We start from the raw sequence: 20,203 nt of genomic DNA on the forward strand, positions 1-20,203 counted from the left end.
CCATGGCGAACTCCCCAGCCGGTCCGCGGGCGGCGCTGACCCGCGTCTACCTGCCGGCCGACGTCGCGATGCTGGCCCACCTCGCCGAGAGCGGCGAGGTGCGGCCGGTGGCGACGGTGCACGCGGTGACGGCCTGGCTCGTCGGCGCGGCGCCGGGCGCGGACGTCGAGGACCTGGAGTACACGGCGTTCGCCGACGCCGCCGCGGCGTCGGTCGCGCTCCTGGCGGGCCAGGTCCCGCGGCGGGTCGTGATCTCGGCGGACGTGCCCGAGGCGCTGGTGATCGACCGGGCCGAGGGCACCGAGGCGGACTTCGACGGCGCCGTGGCCCTGAAGCAGGTCGCGGCGATCCACGTCGACGACGCGGACGCGGCCGCCCAGATCGCGGCCGAGCTCGCCTCGGGCGCTCCGGACCCGGCGGCGATCGAGGCCAACGTCCTCGACTGGTACGCCCCCTCGGAGCTTCAAGAGCTCTTGGCGGCCTTGGCCTTAGGCGGCTTGGGCAGGAGCAGGCCGTAGGCCAGCACGGAGCAGAACGCCCCGACGAACATCGCGGTCATCGAGCCGTTGTACTGGGTCTGGAACGCCAGCGCCAGGTACCCCTCGTCGAGGAACGAGAGCTCGTCGACGCCGACGCCGATGAGGACCTCGACGCCGATCTGCGCGACGACCGTGCAGGCGAGCCAGATCCCGCCCGGGAGCGCGCCCGCGAGCAGGTAGCCGAGCATCTTCGTGCGGCCCTTGCGCTTCCACAGGTACAGGAAGGCGCACAGGCCGCAGACCAGGCCCATGAGGAACGGCGCGTACCGGCCGAGGATGCCGTACTCCTCGAGCGGGTCGTTCGACAGCTCGATCGAGGACTCCAGGAGCCCTCGCGCGAACATGAACACCAGCAGCAGGAGCGTGGCCCACAGCCCGGCCGCGACCGGCAGCGGGTGCCGGGGGAGGGCGATGAGGCCGCCGGCGAGCGCGGACCCCAGCAGGATCAGGCCCAGCGTCAGCGCGATGGCGCCGTCGACCTGGAAGAGCAGGTAGGCGGCGGTCGCGGTGGCGAGGCCGGTGACGGTGAAGCCCAGCGCCGCGACCGCCTTCCGCGGGCCCTTGACGAGCCGCGGCGCCACGAGGCCGGCGACCGCTCCGGCGTAGGCGGCGACGATGATGGGGCTGAACAGGCTGAGCGCCAGGATCATGACGCCGGTCTGGTCGAGGCCGTCGGCCATGCCGGTGAGGCGGTAGAGGGAGTAGAGGACCCCGCCCAGGGCCGCGAGGGCGGTGAGGCCGAGCACCCACAGGGTGGGGCGGCCCGGCCGCGGCCCCGCCTCGCGCACGGGCTCGGCCTCGTCGGCGGGCGCGGCCGGCGCCTCCCGGGGCTCGGTCTCCTGCTCCGGTGCTTTCTGCGAGTTCGTCACGAGGCTCAGAGTACGGACCCCGCGCCTCCGCGGCGCTCGCGGCGCCGCGATTGTGGCTTGGACTCCTCCTGTACGTCTTGTTGCCGTCGCAGCAGGTCGCAGGCCCCGAACATAGCGACACCCGTCTTTTGACATCCTCGCCGTCCTAAAGGACGGCGATTCCCGGCTCGGGCGCCGCTTGCGCGGCGCCGCTACGGGTGGGTTCCTCGTTCTGCCCCTCACGGGGATTTCCAGGTCTGCCAGGTCTCCCTGGTCTGACGTCCTGTCCAGAGGCGTTTAGGGTGTCCGAGCGCCCCTCGGCCACCATACGCTTGCCTTCACGGCGAATATTGATCTCGGCGTTCTGATCCCGGTCGTGCACCGCTCCGCACCCGCACATCCAAGACCTGACCCTCAGGCCCTGAACTCCGGACGGCCCGTCCGAGACCCCGCACAACGAACACAACATGGTGGAGGGGAAGAACCGGTCGACCTTCACGAACGTCCGCCCCGCACGGGACGCCTTCGACTCCAGCCGGACCAAGAACATGCCGAACGCGGCGTCATGGATCGACTTCGCGTGCCTACCCCGTGCCAGGCCCTTGACATTGAGGTCTTCAACGTAGAGAGCTTGGTTCTCGCCCACCAACGTCTTCACCTGCTTGTCGATCCAATCAGACCGGGTGTGCTTGATCTTCTCGTGGACCTTCGCGACCCGAATCCGGGCTTTCGCCCGGTTGACCGAGCCCTTCGCCTTCCGGGCAAGAACCCGCTGCGCTTTCTTCAGCTTCCGCTCAAGCTTCCCGAAGAACTTCGGGTTCTCGATCACCTTCCCGCCGCGCAAGACCGCGAAATCCTTGAGCCCGAGGTCAATACCGGTCTCGGCCTCAGGATCGGCGAGCGGTTCGAGCAGGTCCGCACCATCATCCACGGCGACGACGAAACTGGCGTAGTACTTGCCCGTCGGGGTCTTGACGACCGTCACCGAGGACGGCGCGGACGGCAGCTCCCGCGACCACGCCACCCGCATGTCGCCGATCTTCGGCAGGCGCAGCCGACCGTTGTCGAGCACCCTGAACTTGGCGTTGCGGGTGAAGCGGATCGACTGGGCGTGCGTACGGCGTTTGAACCGCGGCGGGCCCATCCGCGCCCCGGCCCGCTTGCCTTTGATCGACGTGAAGAAGTTTCGGTACGCCCGGTCAGCGTCCGCGAGCGCCTGCTGGAGTATCGCGGCCGACACTTCGGCAAGCCATGCCCGTTCAGGGGTGCGCTTCGCCTCGGTGATCAACGCCTTCGACAAGACCGCCGTCGTCGGATACGGCAGCCCCTGCTCGTGCGCTTGCTTCCTCGCGGCCACCGCGTCGTTGAACACGACTCGAGCGGACCCGAATGCGCGCGCAAGCGACACCCGCTGCGGCGCTGTCGGATAGACCCGATACCGGTATCGAAGGAGCACACTTCAAGGCTAGACCAGGGGTACGACAAAGCCGTTGACCTCAGGCTCGAACAGTCCCGCTGGTGCGGGACTGCGAGCAGGCGATCACCCGGATGCATCTCCGCCATAAACGACGCAGCCCTCTCCGGAAAACTGGTAGCCTAGAAATCAAAGACTTGAAATCACAGTAGCCATCGAATCAATGGGAGGGTGCGATGGACGCCTTGTTTACGGTACCGACGCCGGAGAACGAACCGGTCAACGGCTACGCGCCCGGCAGCCCCGAGCGCGAGAGCCTCCAGAAGAAGCTCGCCGAACTCGCCGGCACGCAGCTCGAACTGGACCTGCACGTCTCGGGCGAGTGGCGCCGCGGCGCGGGCGAGGAGATCCAGGTCGTCCAGCCGCACCGCCGCGCCCACGTCCTCGGCACCACCCGCGAGGCCACCGCGGCCGAGTGGGCCGACGCGGTGGCCGCGGCCAAGGCCGCCCGCCACGACTGGACCCGCACCGACTTCGCCGACCGCGCCGCGATCTTCCTGCGCGCGGCCGAGCTCATCTCCGGGCCCTACCGGGACGTGCTCAACGGCGCGACCATGCTGGGCCAGTCCAAGACCGCGGCCCAGGCCGAGATCGACGCCGCGTGCGAGCTCATCGACTTCCTGCGCTTCAACGTGAGCTTCGCCGAGTGGCTCTACCGCCGGCAGCCGAACTCCTCCAAGGGCCTGTGGAACCGCACCGACCACCGGCCGCTCGACGGGTTCGTCCTGGCGATCACCCCGTTCAACTTCACCGCGATCGCGGGGAACCTCCCCACCGCCCCGGCGCTCATGGGCAACACCGTGGTGTGGAAGCCCTCGCCGACCCAGCAGTTCGCGGCGCACTTCGTGATGAAGGTGCTCCTGGAGGCGGGCCTGCCGCCGGGCGTGATCAACATGGTCACCGGCTACGGCGAGCACTCCGAGACCGCCCTGCTCGACCCCGACCTCGGCGGCATCCACTTCACCGGCTCCACCAGGACCTTCCAGCACCTGTGGCAGACGGTGGGGGCGAACATCGCCGGGTACCGCACCTACCCGCGCCTGGTCGGCGAGACCGGCGGCAAGGACTTCATCATCGCCCACCCGAGCGCCGACCTCCAGCAGCTCGCGGTGGCGATGGTCCGCGGCGCGTACGAGTACCAGGGCCAGAAGTGCTCGGCGCTGTCGCGCACCTACGTCCCCGCCTCGCTGTGGCGCGGCGGCCTGAAGGACGCCGTGGTCGGCATGACCGAGGACATCTCCTACGGGGACGTCGCCGACTTCGACAACTTCGGCGGCGCGGTCATCGACGGGCGGTCCTTCGCCAAGCACACCGCGCTCTTCGACCGCCTCCGGGACGACCCGAAGGCCACCGTCGTCACCGGCGGCACCGCCGACGACTCGGAGGGCTTCTTCGTGCAGCCGACGCTCATCGAGGCGACCGACCCCGAGCACGAGATGTTCGTCGACGAGTACTTCGGGCCGATCAACGCCGTGTACGTCTACGAGGACGCCGACTTCGACGCGGTGATCGCCCAGGCCGGCGAGATCGCCCCGTACGCGCTGACGGGCGCGGTCTTCGCGACCGACCGGGCCGCCATCGCCCGTGCGAGTGAAGCGCTGCGCTTCGCGGCGGGCAACTACTACATCAACGACAAGCCGACGGGCGCGGTCGTGGGCCAGCAGCCGTTCGGCGGCGCGCGCGGCTCGGGCACGAACGACAAGGCCGGGTCGTGGCAGAACCTCGTCCGCTGGGTGAGCCCGCGGTCGATCAAGGAGAACTTCGTCCCGCCGACGGAGTACCGCTACCCGCACCAGGGCTGACCGCTCGACGAGAGGGGCCCGGACCGCGAGGCCCGGGCCCTTTTATGCTTGGTCCATGACGAAGCGTGAGCATCCGCTCAAGGGCGAGTTCGACACCGGCGCGGCCCGCTGGGAGCGCACCACCCACGAGGACGGCACCCCGGCGGCCCTGGAGATCGGCTACGCCGACAACGGCCTGGTCGCCCTGCGCATGGCCGAGGACCCCGAGGGCGACATCCTCATCTACACCCCGGCCGAGTGGGAGGCCTTCGTCGAGGGCGTCCGCGACGGCGAGTTCGACCTCGAGACCTGGGACGACGAGCCCATCGTCGAGGTCATCGAGGACGACGACGAGCCGGCGAAACGGTAACCGCAAGGGCCGCAACCGAATACGAACTTCCGCGACCGTCCCGGGGCACCGTCCCGGGGCGGTCGCGCGCTGCGCGGCCCGGTTTCAGGGTCGGTGCGAACGTGCCAGGTTCAGAATCCGGGGCGCGGGGTGTATCCCATCGGACGCCGCGGCCTCTTCCCTGGTGAATGCCGTGATAACCGTCCAGCCCGTGGCGTTCGCGGCATTCCGGGCCCGAGTGCCTCCCGACCTGTCGGAACCCGCGTGTACCCCACGCGTTGCGACCGGCGGGGAGAATGGATCGCGAAGGATCCCCCTCCTCGCCGCACAACCGCATAACCCCCCGAGAGACAAGCAGAGGAGCTCCCATGCGATTGGTGTTCGCCGATCACGAACCCCATCTGAAGCCCAACCCCCGCCGCGACCACATGAGCGGCGTGCCCGAGCTGTCGTATTCCACTCTGGACCGCCACGGCGGCCGCGTCCTGGCCCCCGGCCAGGTCGTGCGCAGTCCTGGCGAGCCCGCGCCCGTCGGCACCGTCTACCGCTACGACCGTCTGCTCATCGACGAATCGGTCATGCGCGACGAGGAGGCCCGAGACGCGCTCGAAGGCGCGGTCCTCCACAGCGGCATGAGACTCAAGAGCCACGCGGCCAGCGCGATCATCTCCGGTCAGGGCTCGTACCGCGTCCCGGTCTTCAGTAACCGCGGCGACCACGCGGCCGTCGACGCCTGGGCCTTGATTCAGCGCCTGCGCACCGACGCCGACGAGTCCGGCCTCTCCGCGGAGCTCATCGACAAGGTGCGCCTGGAGCACCTGATGATCTGCTCGAAGGGCGGGCCGAGCGTCGGCGGCGGTGAGCCACCCGTCGGCGATCCGCGAGCGTTCTCGCTCGGCCGCATCCCGGTCGACATGGTCAACCCGATGCCGGACCGCAGGAAACGCGACCGGCGCCTACGAGTGGCCATTCTGGATACCGGTGTTCCGCATCGACATCCGTCTTTCGACGTGTCCGACCGCTCCGAGGGGGAGGACACCTTCGTGGTGGTCGACCACGCCTTCCAGACCAAGATCGGCGAGCACTCCGACTCGCCCGCGCCGCCGCTCGACGACCCGTGGGAGGGGCCGGTCCATGAGCCGACGCTCATCGGCGAGGTCGCCAGCCACTTCGGCCACGGCACGTTCATGACCGGGCTGCTCCGTCAGATGTCGCCGGACGTGCAGGTGTACTCGCTGCGAGTCGTCCACAACGACGGGCTGGCGTACGAGCACGAGGTCATCGGGGCGCTGCACCATGTCGCCGACCAGGTCGAGGCGGCTCGGGGCGGCGACGAGGAGGCGATCGGCGCCGATGTGGTGGTCCTGGCGATGGGCTACGTCGATGAGAACCCTTACGACCAGCCGGGTGGCTGGATCGGAGACGCGGTCAACCGTCTCGCCGCTCTGGGCGTCCCGGTGGTCGCGGCGGCCGGGAACCAGTCGTCGGATCGCCCCTTCTACCCGGCCGCGTTCGCGGCCCACGGGCAGTCCGAGACCAGCGCCCCGATCCTCAGCGTCGGTGCGCTCAACCCCAATCGCCACATCGCGATGTTCTCCAACGAGGGCCCGTGGGTCTCGTGCTACGCCACCGGGGCCGGGTTGGTGAGCACGTACCCGTGCGAGGCCAAGGGCTCGCGGATGCCCGACCGCCAAGCCAAGTCCACGATCTTGAACCGGCACCGCGAGAGCCACGACCCCGACGACTTCTCATCGGGGTTCGCCGTCTGGAGCGGCACTTCGTTCGCGGCGCCGTTGGCGGCGGCCTTCCTGGTGAACGCCATGGCCGAATCGGAGGCGATGACAGTGGGGGACGCGGCCCAGGCGTCGGCTCGTGCTCACGAAGCGCTGAAGCGGTTGAAGAAACAGCTAGCCTGAAATCATGAATGCGACTTCGGCTCATTCGGTGGCCGCCGTGGATTACGACCGGCGCGCGCAGCTCTATCTCGCTGCGCGCGCCGGGGACGGCGCTGCGCAGCAGACCCTCGTCGTGGAGCTCAACGAGCTCCTCTGGCGAGCGGCCCGCCGCACCGGGCTGGACAGGGAGACCGCTTCGGACGTCGTTCAGACGGCTTGGCTCCGCCTGTGGCACATCGAAAAAGAGCTGGAGCAACCTCGTGCGCTGACCAAGTGGTTGCTCACCACGGTCAGCCGCGAGGCCTGGAAGCAGATCGGCCACCACCGGCGCGAGGTCGTCGCCGATCCGATCGACCTCAGGGAGGAGCAGGCCACCGAGAGCGTCGAGGACCGCCTCGTCCGCGACGCCGAGTGTGAAGCCGTGCGCCGCGCCTTCCTTGCCCAGCCAGAGCGGTGTCGGCGGCTGCTCGCCTTCGTGGCGACGGTCTCCCGGCCCGATTACGACGTCATCGCCGGGGCACTCGGGATGAAGAGGGGGAGCATCGGACCCACCCGGGGCCGTTGCTTGGACAAACTGAGGAGGACGCTCCTGGACGATCCGTCCTGGAGCGGAGGTGAGGAGCGGGATGAAGATGCGACCTGAATACGAGAATCAGGGTGAATTCGAGTCATTGGACTCCTGCGATGAGCGGATTCTCTCGGTGATCAACGAACTGCACCACCGGGACGATCCGATGCCGGAGGACCTCAACGAGCGGGTGCAGTTCATCCTCGAACTCGAAGCGGAGCTCGACGCCCGCGTGGCGAGGGTGTCGCGTGAGAACGAACTGGTGCTCATGAGGGGCGACGCCGACCTGGTGGTGGGGCAGAACGATCCCGCATCGGTCACCTTCGACTGCGAGTCGGTCACCGTGATGGTGACGCCGAGGCCCGCGGCGCTCCGGGAGCTGCGGCTCGACGGATGGATAGGTCCCGAGGGGAGCTACGAGGTCGAACTCAGGAGTCCGGAGGGCTCGCGGAGGGCCTCCACCGACGAGACCGGTCGGTTCGTACTCGAAGGCCTCCCCGACGGGCAGATGTTCCAATTGGTGATCCGGCCGGACGAGACACTGCAGCGGGAAGGGCTACCGGCGGTCGTCGTCACGCCGGCGGTGCGGCTGTAGCATGTGAAGAATGCTTCAACGTGCCTGGAGGTTGTTCTCCCGTGGACACCGGCTCCAGAGCAGACTGCGAATCGTTGAAGCCGCCGCGGTGTTCGACGAGGCGTTGCGCCTCTTGGGATGGGACCCCGCGAATCCGCCGCCTCCGGGCACCGCTCGGGCGCGGCTCACGGCCCGGATTCTGAATTCCCGGGCGCTGACGTACACGTACTCGGGCGAGGCGCCGGCGGGATTGGCGCTGCTCCAGCAAGCCGTCCGATTCGTGGACGAGCGGGACCGCGGACTGCTGACGCATCAGCGAGGGCTCATCCTCCAGCAGAACGGGCGGCCAGTGGACGCACTGGCGCATTTCGATCGCGCGGAGCCCATGCTGGCCGAGCACGGCCCCGACTTCATCTATGCGGGGTTGTTCCTCAATCGGGCGAACACGTTGCGGGACCTGGGCGAACTCAGCAAAGGCCTCGAGAGCGCGAGGCGTGCGAGGGCATTGTTCGCAAAACTCGGTCGGCGCATCAACCAGATCAAAGCGCAGCATGTGGAGGCGCTGCTGCTGCTCGATCTCGGTGACGTGACCAAGGCCCTCGCCGAGTTCAAGGAAGTACGGGCCGAATACCGCGAGCACGCCCCCGAACTCGAGGCCTTCGTGCACAGCTCCAACGCGGATGCGCTTCTCTACGTGGGGATGTACCAGCAGGCGATCGACCACTGGGCTGAGGCGATCGCGGCCCTGCGACTCGCGGGGGACCACCGCAGCGCGGCGATCTTCGAGTTCTGGCGTGCGGTGACCGCATTCGAAAACGATCAGTTCGACCTCGCGAGCGATTGGGCCGAGCGGGCGATGGACTCGCTCTACGAGCAGGGCAACGAACCGATGGCCTTCCTCGCCCGCCTGTTGATCCTCCAGGGCCAGTTCGACTCAGGGAAGGCCGGGCCGAACTTCGCGGACAAGGTCTCCCGACTGTGCGACGCACTCGAGCAGCGTGGATGGACCCTTCGCCTGAACCAGGCCAAGATCCTGGCCGCCCGGGCTCGGATCAAGGCAGGGGACCTCGACGACGTCGACGCCGTGCTCGACGAGGAACCGGGTGGGCCGGGCTATGAAGCGCTCGCCGAAGCCTTGGCCCGGCATCTCGCCAGGGCCGAGCTCGCCATGATTCGCAAGCAGGACCCGATGCCGGAACTCCAGACCGGTCTCGACCTGCTCGACGAGTACCGCATGACCTTCGGCTCGGTCGAGTTCCAGGCAGGGGTCTCCGCTCTGGGCGTCCAGCTGGCCAACCGGGGTTTGATCCACACCACGAACAACGGCTCTCCCGCCGAGATGCTCTGGTGGGTCGAGCGGAGCAGGGCTCAGGGATTGCGCATCCCGCCCGTCAAGTCGGCGACCGACCCTGGAGCTAGAGAGGCGCTCGGCCGTCTCCGACAGGCTCGGCGGCGGCTCTGGGACCTCCAAGTTCAAGGCGAGGAGAGCTCTGAGGAGTTCGCGCGCGTTCAGGTGCTCGAAGAGGAGATTCGCGCGTACGAACGAACCACGCCCGGCCCGGGGCAGCGGGCCGAGCGGATCGCTCCCGAGGACATCCATGATCTCGCCGAATCCCGCAACACCGTCGTGGTGAACCTCTACGAAGCCGGCGGCGATATCCGCGCCATTCTCGCGGGAGGCAAGGGGCTCAAGCACGTTCGGCTCATGCCGCTCGATGCCGCCGCCGAACTCGGGCGCCGTCTCGGCGCGGACCTCGATGCCCTCGGAAAGCCCTTCCGCCTCCCGCCCCGTCTCCAAACGAGCGTCGAGGGATCGCTCCGCCGGAACGCCGCCGCCCTTGCTGAAGGAATCTGGGAGCCGATCGCCGATTACGTTGCCGACCGTCAAGTGGTCATCGTCCCGCACAGCCGATTGGCCTGGGTGCCCTGGCCGCTGCTCCCGCAGCTCCGAGGTCGCCCGGTCACGGTGTCGCCCTCCGCTGAGGCCTGGTGGCGGTCGGTTCACCGGAGCGCCGCCACGGGCCCTGCCCTCGTCGCCGCCGGCCCGGCGCTGTCGAGGGCAGGAGGCGAGATCGAAGTGATCGCCGGTCTCTATCCGGGCGCGCACCTCATCACCGCGGACAAGTCCGATCCCGAGCTCGTCCTCCGCGCCCTGGACGGCGCCTCGGTCGCGCACATCGCGGCGCACGGCCATCACGAGCCCGACAACGTCCTGTTCTCACGCCTCGACTTCGGACTGGGCCCGCTCAACGCCTACGAACTGCTCAGCCTCGACCAGCCGCCGAGCCATGTCGTCCTCTCCTCCTGCGACCTCGGCCGCTCCACGGTCGCGGTCGGCAACGAGACGCTCGGGTTCACCGCGGCCCTCCTGCATGCGGGGACCTCCACCGTCGTCTCCAGTCTCGGCCGCGTCCCCGACGACATGGCCGCCGAGATGATGATCGAGTACCACCAGCACTGCGCCAAGGGCGCGACCCCCGCCGAAGCGCTTGCCGCCGTGGGGGAGCGGCGTCCGTGGCACCCGTTCGTCGCGTTCGGCGCCTAAACTCGGACAAGCCCCCCTGTACGAGGAAAGGCCCGCCCCCGTGACCGACGCCCCCTGCCCGCGCTGATGTTCCGCAACCCCGACCACCGCCTCCTGCTCATCTCGGTCGCCTCCAGCCAGGTCGGCCTCCAGATCGCGTACTTCTCGGTCTCGATCATCGCCGTCGTCGTCCTCAAGCTCGGCGAGGCGCAGATCGGGATCCTCAACGCCATGGACCAGATCGCCCTGGTCGTGTTCGGCCTCCTGGTCGGCGCCTGGGTCGACCGGATGCGCCGCAAGCCGATCATCGTCGTCAGCGAGACGGTCCGGGCGCTGGTGCTGCTGAGCGTCCCGGTCGCCTGGATGCTCGACTCGCTCGTCATGTGGCACATGTACGCGGTGATGTTCCTGCTCGGTCTCGCCTCGGTGTTCTTCGACGTGGCGCAGGCCAGCTACATCCCGATGCTCATCGACAACGACCGGCTCGCGGGGGCCAACTCCCGCATCCAGGGGCTCCGGTCCGCGTCCGACACGGGCGGCCCGCTCGCGGCCGGGCCATTGGTCTCGCTGCTCACCGCCCCGATCGCCATCGCGGCCGCGGTCGCGGGCTTCGCGGTGTCGGCGTTCAGCTTGCGGCGCATCCGGTTCCAGGAGGCCGAGCCGGTCCGCCGGGAGAAGCCGAACCTCAGGGCCGAGATCGCGCAGGGGGTCAGGTTCATCCTCAAGGACCCGATCATCCGGACCGTGGCGTTCGCGAGCGCCTGGTGCAACCTGTCGGTGGGCGCGTTCCAGGCGATGCTCGTCGTGTTCCTGATCCGGGACGCGGAGCAGGCCAGCGCGGTCGTGGGCCTGATCCTCGCCGGATCCGGGATCGGCGGCGTGCTCGGGGCGATGCTGGTCGGGAAGATCTCGGCGAAGGCGGGGATGGGTCCGACAGCGCTGGTCGCGCTGGCGCTCTCGGGGCCGGGCATGGCGGTCGTGGCCGCCTCGGGACCGGGCTGGGGCGCGGCCCTCGCCTTCCTCGGGCAGATCCTGTACGTCGCGTCGATCGTGGTGTTCAACGTGAACGTCGTGAGCTACCGGCAGGCGATCACGCCGGACCCGATCCAGGGACGCGTCAACGCCACGCAGCGGGTGATCACCTGGGGTTCGATGGCGGTCGGCTCGATCCTGGGCGGCTTCGCGGGCGAGGCCATCGGCGCCCGGTACGTGCTGCTCATCGCCGCAGGGATGCTGTTCGCCGGGTGCCTCGTCCTGCTGCGGACCCCGATCCGCACCCTCAAGGAGCTCCCCGAGGAGGGCACCGGGCTGCGGGAAGTCCACTGACTCTCGCTGCGCCGCAGTAGAGTCGAGCCATGACGTGGGATCTTGACGCACCCGGCGTGCTCCGCCTCCCCTCCGGCCGCCTGGTCCGCGGGCGCGGGCTCGGCAGGCCGCTGCCGGAGGGGCCGAAGCCGGAGTTCGCGCTGTACCTGTACGGGAAGGAGCCGCCGGCGGTCGAGTGGGAGTCGCAGTGGGTGCGGTGGCCGGACTTCCGGCTCCCCGCCGACAAGCCCGCGTTCGCGGCCGCGCTCCGCGAGGCGTGGCAGCGCACCGAGACCGAGCGGGTGGAGCTCGCCTGCCACGGCGGCAACGGCCGCACCGGCACGGCGCTGGCGTGCATGGCGGTCCTCGACGGCGTCCCGGCGGACGAGGCGGTCGCCTACGTGCGCGCCGGCTACTCGCCGCGAGCGGTGGAGACCCCCTGGCAGAAGCGCTTCGTCAGCCGCTTCGGCTGAATCCGCCGGTACGGGCGACCGGCTATTCCCAGCTGCTCGCGCGAGTCAGGACCTTCATGACCTCAGGTGCCTGGTACTGGTGGCGGTACTTGCCGGTGAGTTTTTCCAACGCTCCGATGTCGACGAGCTGGTTGACGGCGTTGGCAATGCCTTGCGAGGTGGCCTTGTTGAGTCGTTTCGCCAGGGAAGGGACGGTGAAGCGGGGATACCCCGTCAGACTGCTCGCGATGTCCCGGGCCAGCCCGCTCCGAGGCAACAGGGTCTGGATCCGTTCCTGGTAGAGGCCTTGAAGCTGCAAGAGGTCCTCGACTCGGGAACGCGTGTCTTCGGCCGCAGCGGCGAGTCCGGAACTGAAGAAGCGGACCCAGGGGTCCCATTCGCCTTTGGCGGAGACGCTGTAAAGACGTTCTTGGTATTCATCCCGGTGGTCTTCGAACCAAGGCGAGACGCTCAGCAGCGGCTGTCTCAGTGCTCCATGGGTAATGAGCTGGAGGACGATGAGCATCCGCCCGATGCGGCCGTTGCCGTCTGCGAACGGGTGCAGCGTCTCGAACTGGTAGTGCCCCATCGCCGCCGAGACCACGGGATCGCAGTCACTGTCTTTTTTGACCCAGTCCACGAGGTCCTGCACCGCGGCGCGCAGTTCGATGCCGGGCGGCATCGGAATGAAGCGGGCCGATTCGATCGAGGAGCCGCCGTTCCCGATGGCGACCTGGATCGTTCGCAGACGGCCGGGGTCGCGCCGTTCCGACGGGGTGTCGCGGACCAGTGTCCGCTGCGCCTCCTCCAGCAACCCGACCGTGATCGCATGGCCGTCCTCGATGAGTGCGAACGCCTCTTCGGCGGCGTACACGTAGTTGAGGATCTCGATCAGCGCGGTGCCGAGTGGGCTGTTCTCATCGGGCTCTTCGTCGTCGGAGAGCACGCGTTCGAGCGGGGCGAAGGTCCCCTCCAGCGCCGAGGTGCTCTGCGCCTCTCGGCGGAGCGTCGGCCTTCGCAGAAGTCCCGGATTGGGAATCTGCAACGACGCCTGGTCGAGGCGGCCGAGTGCCCGGTTCGCACGGGAGACTTCCTGCCAGGTGCGCTGCTGAAGTTCGATCGGGGTGCCGAGTGGCGCGGGGACGAACGCCATGTGTTGGAACGGTCGACCGATGCGACCGTCAGTGCCGGTGATCGGGGTCAGATGACCGGTTGGACTTTGCGCGAACACATTCAGATCCACATATCAAATCTTAGCGATGAGAGTTGAGATGTTCGCGAACCTCTCAACTGACGTTGTCGTGTAGTGTCGAATCTCAAGACTCGCGTCTGAGATTTGAGATGTACCGGTAGGCGGTTGCACGCCCCTTGGCATAGGGTGGGCCCGTACCCCTGGTCACATGACTCCCCTTGAGGTTCCGCATGGCCCACCCCGATCCGCAGCGCGGCGCGTCGCGACGCCGCTGGCTGCCCGTGGTCGTCGTCGCGGCCGCGCTCCTGGTCGTCGGGATCGCCGCCCAGGGCTCCGGGGTCTCCTGGCAGGAGGCCGAGCTGCCCGGCGCGACCGGCGGCGGGGAGCTGCCGCAGCAGATCCCCTCCGAGTCCCCGATGGAGCAGCCCAGCGACCTTCCCACCGGCGAGCCCGAGGACGGCTTCACCATGCCCTCCTGGGTCACCTGGCTCGTCCTCGGCCTGCTCATCGGCACCCCGCTCTGCCTCATCCTCCTGCTCCTGGCCCGGCGCCTCATGGACTGGCTCGTCCACGCCCCCTCCTCGGACGGCGTGCCCGAACCCGAGCCGCAGTACCTCCACCGCGACTTCGCGCTGGTCGAGGACGCCGTCGCCGCCGCGCTCGCCGAGATGGACCTCGGCGACGACCCGCGCTCGGCCATCATGGCCTGCTGGGTGCATTTCGAGCGCGCCTCCGAGGCGGTCGGGATCGAGCGGGAGTCCTCCGACACGCCCGCCGACCTCGTCCGGCGGCTGCTCGAGCGCCACCGCCTCGACGGCGCCGCCCTCACGCGCCTCTCCGCGGCCTACCTCCGGGCCCGCTATTCGCCGCACGACGTGGTCGAGGCCGACCGCGACCAGGCCCGTGACGCCCTCGTCGCGCTCCAGGCGCAGCTGGGCCTCAGGGAGGCCCGATGAGGGAGCTCCTCGCGCCGTTCGGGCGCGTCCGCCTCTGGCCCGCGGTCGGCGCCGTGGCCGCCGCCGTGTCCTTCTGGGCCGTCGCGATGGTCTCGGGGGTCGACTTCTCCCTGTGGCAGCTGGTCCTGCTCGCCCTCGCGGGGCTGCTGGTCCTCTCGGTGGTCGACGGGATGCGCGCCGACACCGAGCCGGCCCCCGAGCTCATCGTGCGCACCGTGAACGACCCCAGCTGGCGCCCCTTCGCCGACGTCAACCGCTGGGAGGACCGGCTCATCTTCGCCGAGACCAAACCCGGGCGCTTCGAGGGCTCCAACGCCCAGCGGCAGCTGGTCGAGCTCGCCTCCGAGCGGCTGCGGCTGCGCCGCGGCCTCTCCCTGGAGCACCACCCCGACCAGTGCCGTGAGCTCCTGGGCGAGGAGACCTTCCTGTTCCTGACGCGGCCGACGCCCGACTGCCCCGCCCCCTGGCGGCTGGGCGAACACCTGAACGCCATCGAGGAGATTTGAATGACCGAGCACCCGACCATCAGCCTCGACCAGGTCGCCCACCACGCGGGCGCGGTCCTGAAGTCCGTCCAGTCGGTCATCGTCGGCAAGGACGAACCGCTGCGGCTGGTCCTCGCCGGCATCCTCGCGGGCGGGCACGTCCTGCTCGAAGACCTCCCCGGCCTCGGGAAGACGCTCACGGCGCGGTGCTTCGCCCAGAGCCTCGGCCTGGACTTCCGGCGCCTCCAGTTCACCCCCGACCTGCTGCCCGCCGACGTCACCGGCTCCCTCCTCTACAACCAGAAGACCGGCGACTTCGTCTACCGCAAGGGCCCCGTCCACACCAACCTGCTGCTCGCCGACGAGATCAACCGGACGCCCCCCAAGACCCAGTCCGCGCTCCTGGAGGCCATGCAGGAGCGCCAGGTCTCGGTCGAGGGCGAGACGCACCGGCTGCCCGAGCCGTTCACGGTGCTCGCCACCTCCAACCCCGTCGAGTTCGAGGGCACCTACCAGCTCCCCGAGGCGCAGCTCGACCGCTTCCTCCTGCGGGTCTCCTTCGGCTACCCCACGCCCGACGAGGAGTGGGAGGTGCTCCAGCGCCGCCTCTCCCGGCGGGCCGAGGCGGTCGAGCTCGACCCCGTGATCGACGCGGCCACCCTGGTCGGCATGCAGCGCGCCCTCGAGCAGGTCACCGTCGAGGACTCGGTCGGGCGCTACATGGTCGCCATCACCGCCGCCACCCGCGGCCACGCCCAGGTCCAGGTCGGCGCCTCCCCTCGCGGGTCGCTCGCGCTGCTGCTGGCCTCCCGCGCCCTCGCCGTCCTCTCGGGGCGCGACTTCGTGACCCCCGACGACGTCAAGGGCGTCGCCGGGGCCGCCCTCGCGCACCGCATCACCCTCAAGCCCGAGCTGTGGATGCGCCGCATCGACCCGGCCTCGGTCGTCGCCGACATCTGCCGCGGCGTCCAGGCCCCCCAGACCGCGCAGGCCCCGACCTACAGCGTCCAGCCGCAATGACGCTCGCCGGCGACCCCGCGCTGAACCTGCGCACCGACAACGCCCGGCCCGTCCGGCGGGCCCACGTCGAGCCCCCGGTCACCTGGCGCCGCACTCCGGCCCTGACCAGGGCCGTCGCCCTCGTCGCGGTGTGCCTGCTGGTGGCGGTCGCCTTCGGCCGGGTCGACCTGGTGCTCATCGCGGCGCCGTTCGCGCTCGGCACGACCCTGCTGCTCCAGCGCCGGCCCGTGCGGCCCCCCGAGGCCCGGATGGCCTCGGTCGACGACGCGTCCTGCGCGGAGGGCGCCACCGCCGCCGCGAGCCTCGTCGTCGTCAACCCCGAGCCGGTCCCGGTCACCACGCTGGTGACCGCCACCGCCGACCCCTGGATCGACCTGCACACCGGCAAGGGCGACTTCGCCGAGGCGCTCGCCCCCTCCACTGGCCGCGACATGGTCGTCGCCGGGCGCGCCCGCCGCTGGGGCGGGCACCACCTCGGGCCCGTGCACGTCCGCTCCACCGCCTGCGGCGGCCTGCTGGAGACCACCGTGCAGCGTCTGCCCGGCACCACCGTGTGGGTCCTGCCGGTGCCCGACTGGTTCGAGTCGGCCGAGTCCCTGCCGTTCGCCGACGGCGTCACCGGCGTCCACCGGTCCCGCCGCGGCGGCGACTCCGGCGAGCTCGCCGAGGTGCGCCTCTACCAGCCCGGCGACCGGCTCCGGCGCATCGACTGGCGCACCTCGATGCGCACGCGGGACCTCTACGTCAACGCCACCCTGTCCGAGCGCGACACCGACGTCACCCTGGTCCTCGACCTCCAGGTGGAGGCCGGGGCCTCCGGCGGCGTCGACGGGCCCGCCTCGATCGCCGACCTGACCGTGCGCGCCGCGGGCGCCGTCGCCTCCCACTACGCCCTCCAGGGCGACCGGGTCGCCTGCGTCGAGTTCGGCGCCCGCGGCCGCAGGATGCGCGCCGGGGCCGGGCGGCGCCACGCCGCCGCCACGCTGCGCTGGCTCGCCTCGGTGGACATCCCGCCGGACCCGCTCCCGCCCTCGCCGGAGATGCTCCGCCGCCAGCTCGCCGGGCAGCGCAGCCTCAACGTCGTCTTCACGCCCCTGCTGACCGACCGCGCCGTGCAGCTCATCGCCGCGCTCGCCCGCGCCGGGCGGCCCGTGCTGTGCGTCGACACGCTCCCGCCGCACGTCTCCCCGCCCGCCAGGACACATTGGACTCCGTACGCGGAGCGGCTGTGGCGCCTCGACCGCGCCAACACCGTCATGGAGCTGCGCGACCTCGGCGTCGCCGTCGAGCCCTGGCGCGGCTGGGCCTCCCTCGACACCGTGCTCGCCGACCTGAACCGGAGGCGCTACCGATGAGCACCCTCGACGAAGCCTGGGAGGCATGGATGAGCACCCTCGACGAAGCTTGCGAGGCGTGGATGAGCGCTCCCGACGAAGCCTGCGAGTCATAAATGAGCGATGTCCAGCGCGGCCTCGTCCGGGCCCTCACCGAAGGCGCCCGCGAACGCCTCAAGGCCGGCCGGGCCGGCACCGCCGGCTGGGTCCGGCGCGTCGCCCCCGCCGTGCTCCTGCTGCGCCTCGCGATCGCGCTGTCGCTCTTCCTCGCCGCCGAGCTCGCCGTCCCGCCCGAGTGGGCCGCCGCCGGGTTCTACATCGGCGCCGCCGCGCTCTTCGCGCTCGCCGCGGCCCTGCTCCCGGCCGGCATGGCCCCCCTCTTCGCCATCCTGTTCGTCCTGGCCTCCTGGCTCCTCAGCGGCGCCCTCGAACGGGCCGACGGCGGCGGCGACCCTTCCCTGTGGACGGCCGCCGCCCTCGCCTGCCTGCTGTACACCGCCCACGCCACGGCCGCCGTCACGCAGCGGCTCCGGACGACTACCGCAGTGGACGGTGAGATCATCCTCACCTGGGCCCGCCACCTGGGGCTGGTCCTGGCGTCGACTGTGGCCGCCGCCCTCACCCTGGCCCTGTTCACCGCCTATTTCACGGGCCTCACCGCGAGTGTCGCTATCGCTGCGGGCATCGTCGCCGCGGTCACCGTGATCTACGTCCTTGCGCGTTCACTACACAAGAACCCCTGAACAGGGCCAGAATTGAACATGTGAAACGTATAGTCGTGATAGGTGCCGGTCACGTCGGTTTTTACGTTGCCGAACGCTTGAGCAAACTGCTGAAGGGCGACATCAAGCGCGGCCAAGTTGAACTGATGGTCATCGACCCCAACCAGCACATGACCTACCAGCCGTTCCTGCCCGAGGCGGCCGCTGGCTCCATCTCCCCGCGACACGGTGTTGTGCCGCTCCGTCAGGCCCTCAAGCACTGCACCATCCTCACCGGTGCCGTCACCGAGATCAAGCACGCCGAGCGCAAGCTCACCGTGCAGCCTTTCGCCGGACCCACCCGCGAGGTCGAGTACGACGAGGTCATCGTCGCCCCCGGCTCCGTCTCCCGGCCCCTGCCCATCCCCGGCCTGGCCGACGTCGCCATCGGCATCAAGTCGATGGGCGAGGCGATCTGGCTGCGCAACCACGTGCTCCAGCGCTTCGACATCGCCGCCACCACCGAGGACCCGGACGTGCGCCGCAAGGCCCTCACGTTCGTGACCGTCGGCGGCGGCTTCGCCGGCGCCGAGACCCTCGGCGAGCTCGAGGACCTCACGGCGAACATCGTCAAGAACTACCCGATGCTCGACGCCTCCGAGATCAAGTGGTACCTCGTCGAGTACGCCAACAAGATCCTCCCCGAGGTCGGCCCCGAGATGGGCGCCTACGCCGCCCGCGAGCTCACCAAGCGCGGCGTCGACATCCGCCTCGGCACCACCCTCAAGTCCTGCGAGGGCGGGCACGTCGTCCTCACCGACGGCGAGGAGTTCGACACCGACACCATCATCTGGACCGCCGGCGTCATGCCCCACCCGCTGCTCAAGCAGTCCGACCTGCCGATCGGCCCCCGCGGCCACCTCGAGTGCAACACCCGCCTCCAGGTCGCGACCGGCGTCGAGGCCGGCACGGACATCGTCGGCGAGGTCGTCGCGGGCGCCTGGGGCGCCGGCGACTCCACGCAGGTCCCCGACACCTCGGACTTCCCGATGGACTGGTGCACGCCCTCGGCGCAGCACGCCGTCCGCCAGGCCAAGGTCCTCGCGGACAACGTCTACCGCAGCCACGTCGGGCGCGAGCTCACGCCGTACGAGCACAAGTACATCGGCTCGGTCGCCGGCCTCGGCCTGTACAAGGGCGTCGCCAACACCTACGGCTTCAAGGCCAAGGGCCTGCTCGCCTGGCTCATGCACCGCGGCTACCACCTGTCGCGCGTGCCCGGGACCGGCCGCAAGGGCCGCGTCCTCGCGGACTGGATCGTCGGCTTCTTCACGAAGCGCGAAATGGTCCAGCTCGGTGAAATCCAGGCGGGGCGCGAGCCCTTCGAGGCCATCGCCGCAGGCACCGACCCCGCGCGGGCCGTCAAGTCCGTCGGATAGTCGTTACAGTGGGAGCACCACGGGTATCCACCCGTGGTGCTCTCGGCTTTTGCGAGGTGGAAAACTGGTGTCCATGAGAGCACGTGTACTCGTCGTTGACGACGACCCCGCGCTGGCGGAGATGCTCGGCATCATCCTCCGGACCGAAGGCTTCACCCCCACGTTCGTCACCGACGGCGAGAAGGCGCTCGCCGCGTTCAAGGAGCACCGCCCCGACATCGTCCTGCTCGACCTCATGCTCCCGGGCATGAGCGGCATCGACGTCGCCAAGGCGATCCGCGGCGAGTCCGGCGTGCCCATCGTCATGCTCACCGCCAAGTCCGACACCGTCGACATCGTCCTCGGCCTCGAGTCCGGCGCCGACGACTACATCGTCAAGCCGTTCAAACCGAAGGAGCTGGTCGCCCGCATCCGCGCGCGCCTGCGCCGCGGCGACGACGTCACCCCCGAGCGCCTCGAGATCGGCAAGCCCGGCCTCCAGGTCCAGATCGACGTCCCCGCCCACCAGGTCACCCTCAACGGCGCCGAAGTCAAGCTCACCCCGCTCGAGTTCGACCTGCTCGTGGCCCTCGCCCGCAAACCCCGGCAGGTCTTCACCCGCCAGGTCCTGCTCGAGCAGGTCTGGGGCTACCGCCACTCGGCCGACACCCGCCTGGTGAACGTGCACGTCCAGCGCCTGCGCGCCAAGATCGAACCCGACCCCGAGCGCCCACAGCTCATCCAGACCGTGCGCGGCGTCGGGTACAAGGCCGGACTGGGCTGATGCG

General features: G+C 69.8%; 19 protein-coding genes. 16 read left to right on the top strand and 3 right to left on the bottom strand.

What is annotated here, in order from left to right:
- Positions 1–2: 2 nt before the first annotated feature.
- On the top strand, positions 3–518 hold the full coding sequence (locus LO763_RS24265) for a DUF6912 family protein (protein ID WP_230790060.1): 516 nt from the start codon (positions 3–5) through the stop codon (positions 516–518).
- Here LO763_RS24265 and LO763_RS24270 read toward each other — a convergent pair.
- Both LO763_RS24270 and LO763_RS24275 read right to left on the bottom strand, forming a co-directional pair.
- Complete coding sequence (locus LO763_RS24270; protein WP_230790064.1) at positions 464–1,408, bottom strand: hypothetical protein; 945 nt, start codon at positions 1,406–1,408, stop codon at positions 464–466. The genes LO763_RS24265 and LO763_RS24270 overlap by 55 nt on opposite strands.
- Before the next feature lie 145 nt (positions 1,409–1,553).
- Positions 1,554–2,843 carry an RNA-guided endonuclease InsQ/TnpB family protein gene (locus LO763_RS24275; RefSeq protein WP_369432075.1) on the bottom strand — a complete coding sequence of 430 codons (1,290 nt, stop codon included), beginning with the start codon at positions 2,841–2,843 and terminating at the stop codon, positions 1,554–1,556.
- A 194-nt stretch (positions 2,844–3,037) separates the two neighbouring features.
- On the opposite strand from LO763_RS24275, the gene pruA reads away from it, so the two are divergent.
- The 8 genes from pruA (at position 3,038) to LO763_RS24315 (ending at position 12,330) form a co-directional block, all read left to right on the top strand.
- A complete protein-coding gene (pruA, locus tag LO763_RS24280; protein WP_230790066.1) occupies positions 3,038–4,663 on the top strand; it encodes an L-glutamate gamma-semialdehyde dehydrogenase in 1,626 nt (541 codons plus the stop codon).
- Between the two features lie 55 nt (positions 4,664–4,718).
- Complete coding sequence (locus LO763_RS24285) at positions 4,719–5,012, top strand: DUF397 domain-containing protein (RefSeq protein WP_230790069.1); 294 nt, start codon at positions 4,719–4,721, stop codon at positions 5,010–5,012.
- A gap of 347 nt (positions 5,013–5,359) precedes the next feature.
- Positions 5,360–6,907 carry a S8 family peptidase gene (locus tag LO763_RS24290; RefSeq protein WP_230790073.1) on the top strand — a complete coding sequence of 516 codons (1,548 nt, stop codon included), beginning with the start codon at positions 5,360–5,362 and terminating at the stop codon, positions 6,905–6,907.
- A gap of 4 nt (positions 6,908–6,911) precedes the next feature.
- On the top strand, positions 6,912–7,529 hold the full coding sequence (locus LO763_RS24295) for an RNA polymerase sigma factor (RefSeq protein ID WP_230790076.1): 618 nt from the start codon (positions 6,912–6,914) through the stop codon (positions 7,527–7,529).
- Positions 7,513–8,049, top strand: a complete 537-nt coding sequence (locus LO763_RS24300; protein WP_230790079.1) for a hypothetical protein — start codon at positions 7,513–7,515, stop codon at positions 8,047–8,049. Before LO763_RS24295 ends, LO763_RS24300 begins: the two co-directional genes overlap by 17 nt.
- A gap of 10 nt (positions 8,050–8,059) precedes the next feature.
- Positions 8,060–10,573: a CHAT domain-containing protein gene (locus LO763_RS24305; protein WP_230790082.1), complete on the top strand. Its 2,514-nt coding sequence runs from the start codon at positions 8,060–8,062 to the stop codon at positions 10,571–10,573.
- A gap of 66 nt (positions 10,574–10,639) precedes the next feature.
- Complete coding sequence (locus tag LO763_RS24310; RefSeq protein WP_230790085.1) at positions 10,640–11,878, top strand: MFS transporter; 1,239 nt, start codon at positions 10,640–10,642, stop codon at positions 11,876–11,878.
- 29 nt (positions 11,879–11,907) lie between these two features.
- Positions 11,908–12,330, top strand: a complete 423-nt coding sequence (locus LO763_RS24315) for a protein-tyrosine phosphatase family protein (protein ID WP_230790088.1) — start codon at positions 11,908–11,910, stop codon at positions 12,328–12,330.
- A 22-nt stretch (positions 12,331–12,352) separates the two neighbouring features.
- Here the strand turns inward: LO763_RS24315 and LO763_RS24320 are convergent, their stop codons facing one another.
- A complete protein-coding gene (locus LO763_RS24320; protein WP_230790091.1) occupies positions 12,353–13,552 on the bottom strand; it encodes a Fic family protein in 1,200 nt (399 codons plus the stop codon).
- Between the two features lie 179 nt (positions 13,553–13,731).
- Here LO763_RS24320 and LO763_RS24325 point away from each other — a divergent pair, with 179 nt between their 5' ends.
- The 7 genes from LO763_RS24325 to mtrA all read left to right on the top strand — a co-directional run bounded on the left by LO763_RS24325 (position 13,732) and on the right by mtrA (position 20,199).
- Positions 13,732–14,457, top strand: a complete 726-nt coding sequence (locus tag LO763_RS24325) for a DUF4129 domain-containing protein (RefSeq protein ID WP_230790094.1) — start codon at positions 13,732–13,734, stop codon at positions 14,455–14,457.
- A complete protein-coding gene (locus LO763_RS24330; protein ID WP_230790096.1) occupies positions 14,454–14,963 on the top strand; it encodes a hypothetical protein in 510 nt (169 codons plus the stop codon). Before LO763_RS24325 ends, LO763_RS24330 begins: the two co-directional genes overlap by 4 nt.
- Positions 14,964–15,962, top strand: coding sequence for an AAA family ATPase (locus tag LO763_RS24335; RefSeq protein ID WP_230790098.1), 999 nt, complete (start codon positions 14,964–14,966; stop codon positions 15,960–15,962).
- Positions 15,959–17,317 (top strand): DUF58 domain-containing protein, encoded by a 1,359-nt coding sequence (locus tag LO763_RS24340; protein ID WP_230790100.1) that lies wholly within the window; start codon positions 15,959–15,961, stop codon positions 17,315–17,317. Before LO763_RS24335 ends, LO763_RS24340 begins: the two co-directional genes overlap by 4 nt.
- Positions 17,318–17,412: 95 nt before the next feature.
- Positions 17,413–18,039: a hypothetical protein gene (locus tag LO763_RS24345; RefSeq protein ID WP_230790101.1), complete on the top strand. Its 627-nt coding sequence runs from the start codon at positions 17,413–17,415 to the stop codon at positions 18,037–18,039.
- Positions 18,040–18,059: 20 nt separating this feature from the next.
- Positions 18,060–19,436 carry an NAD(P)/FAD-dependent oxidoreductase gene (locus LO763_RS24350; RefSeq protein ID WP_439650317.1) on the top strand — a complete coding sequence of 459 codons (1,377 nt, stop codon included), beginning with the start codon at positions 18,060–18,062 and terminating at the stop codon, positions 19,434–19,436.
- A gap of 73 nt (positions 19,437–19,509) precedes the next feature.
- Complete coding sequence (gene mtrA / locus LO763_RS24355) at positions 19,510–20,199, top strand: MtrAB system response regulator MtrA (RefSeq protein ID WP_030155693.1); 690 nt, start codon at positions 19,510–19,512, stop codon at positions 20,197–20,199.
- Positions 20,200–20,203: the final 4 nt, after the last annotated feature.

The sequence above is a fragment of the Glycomyces amatae genome, from assembly GCF_020991375.1.
Taxonomy (GTDB): domain Bacteria; phylum Actinomycetota; class Actinomycetes; order Mycobacteriales; family Micromonosporaceae; genus Glycomyces; species Glycomyces amatae.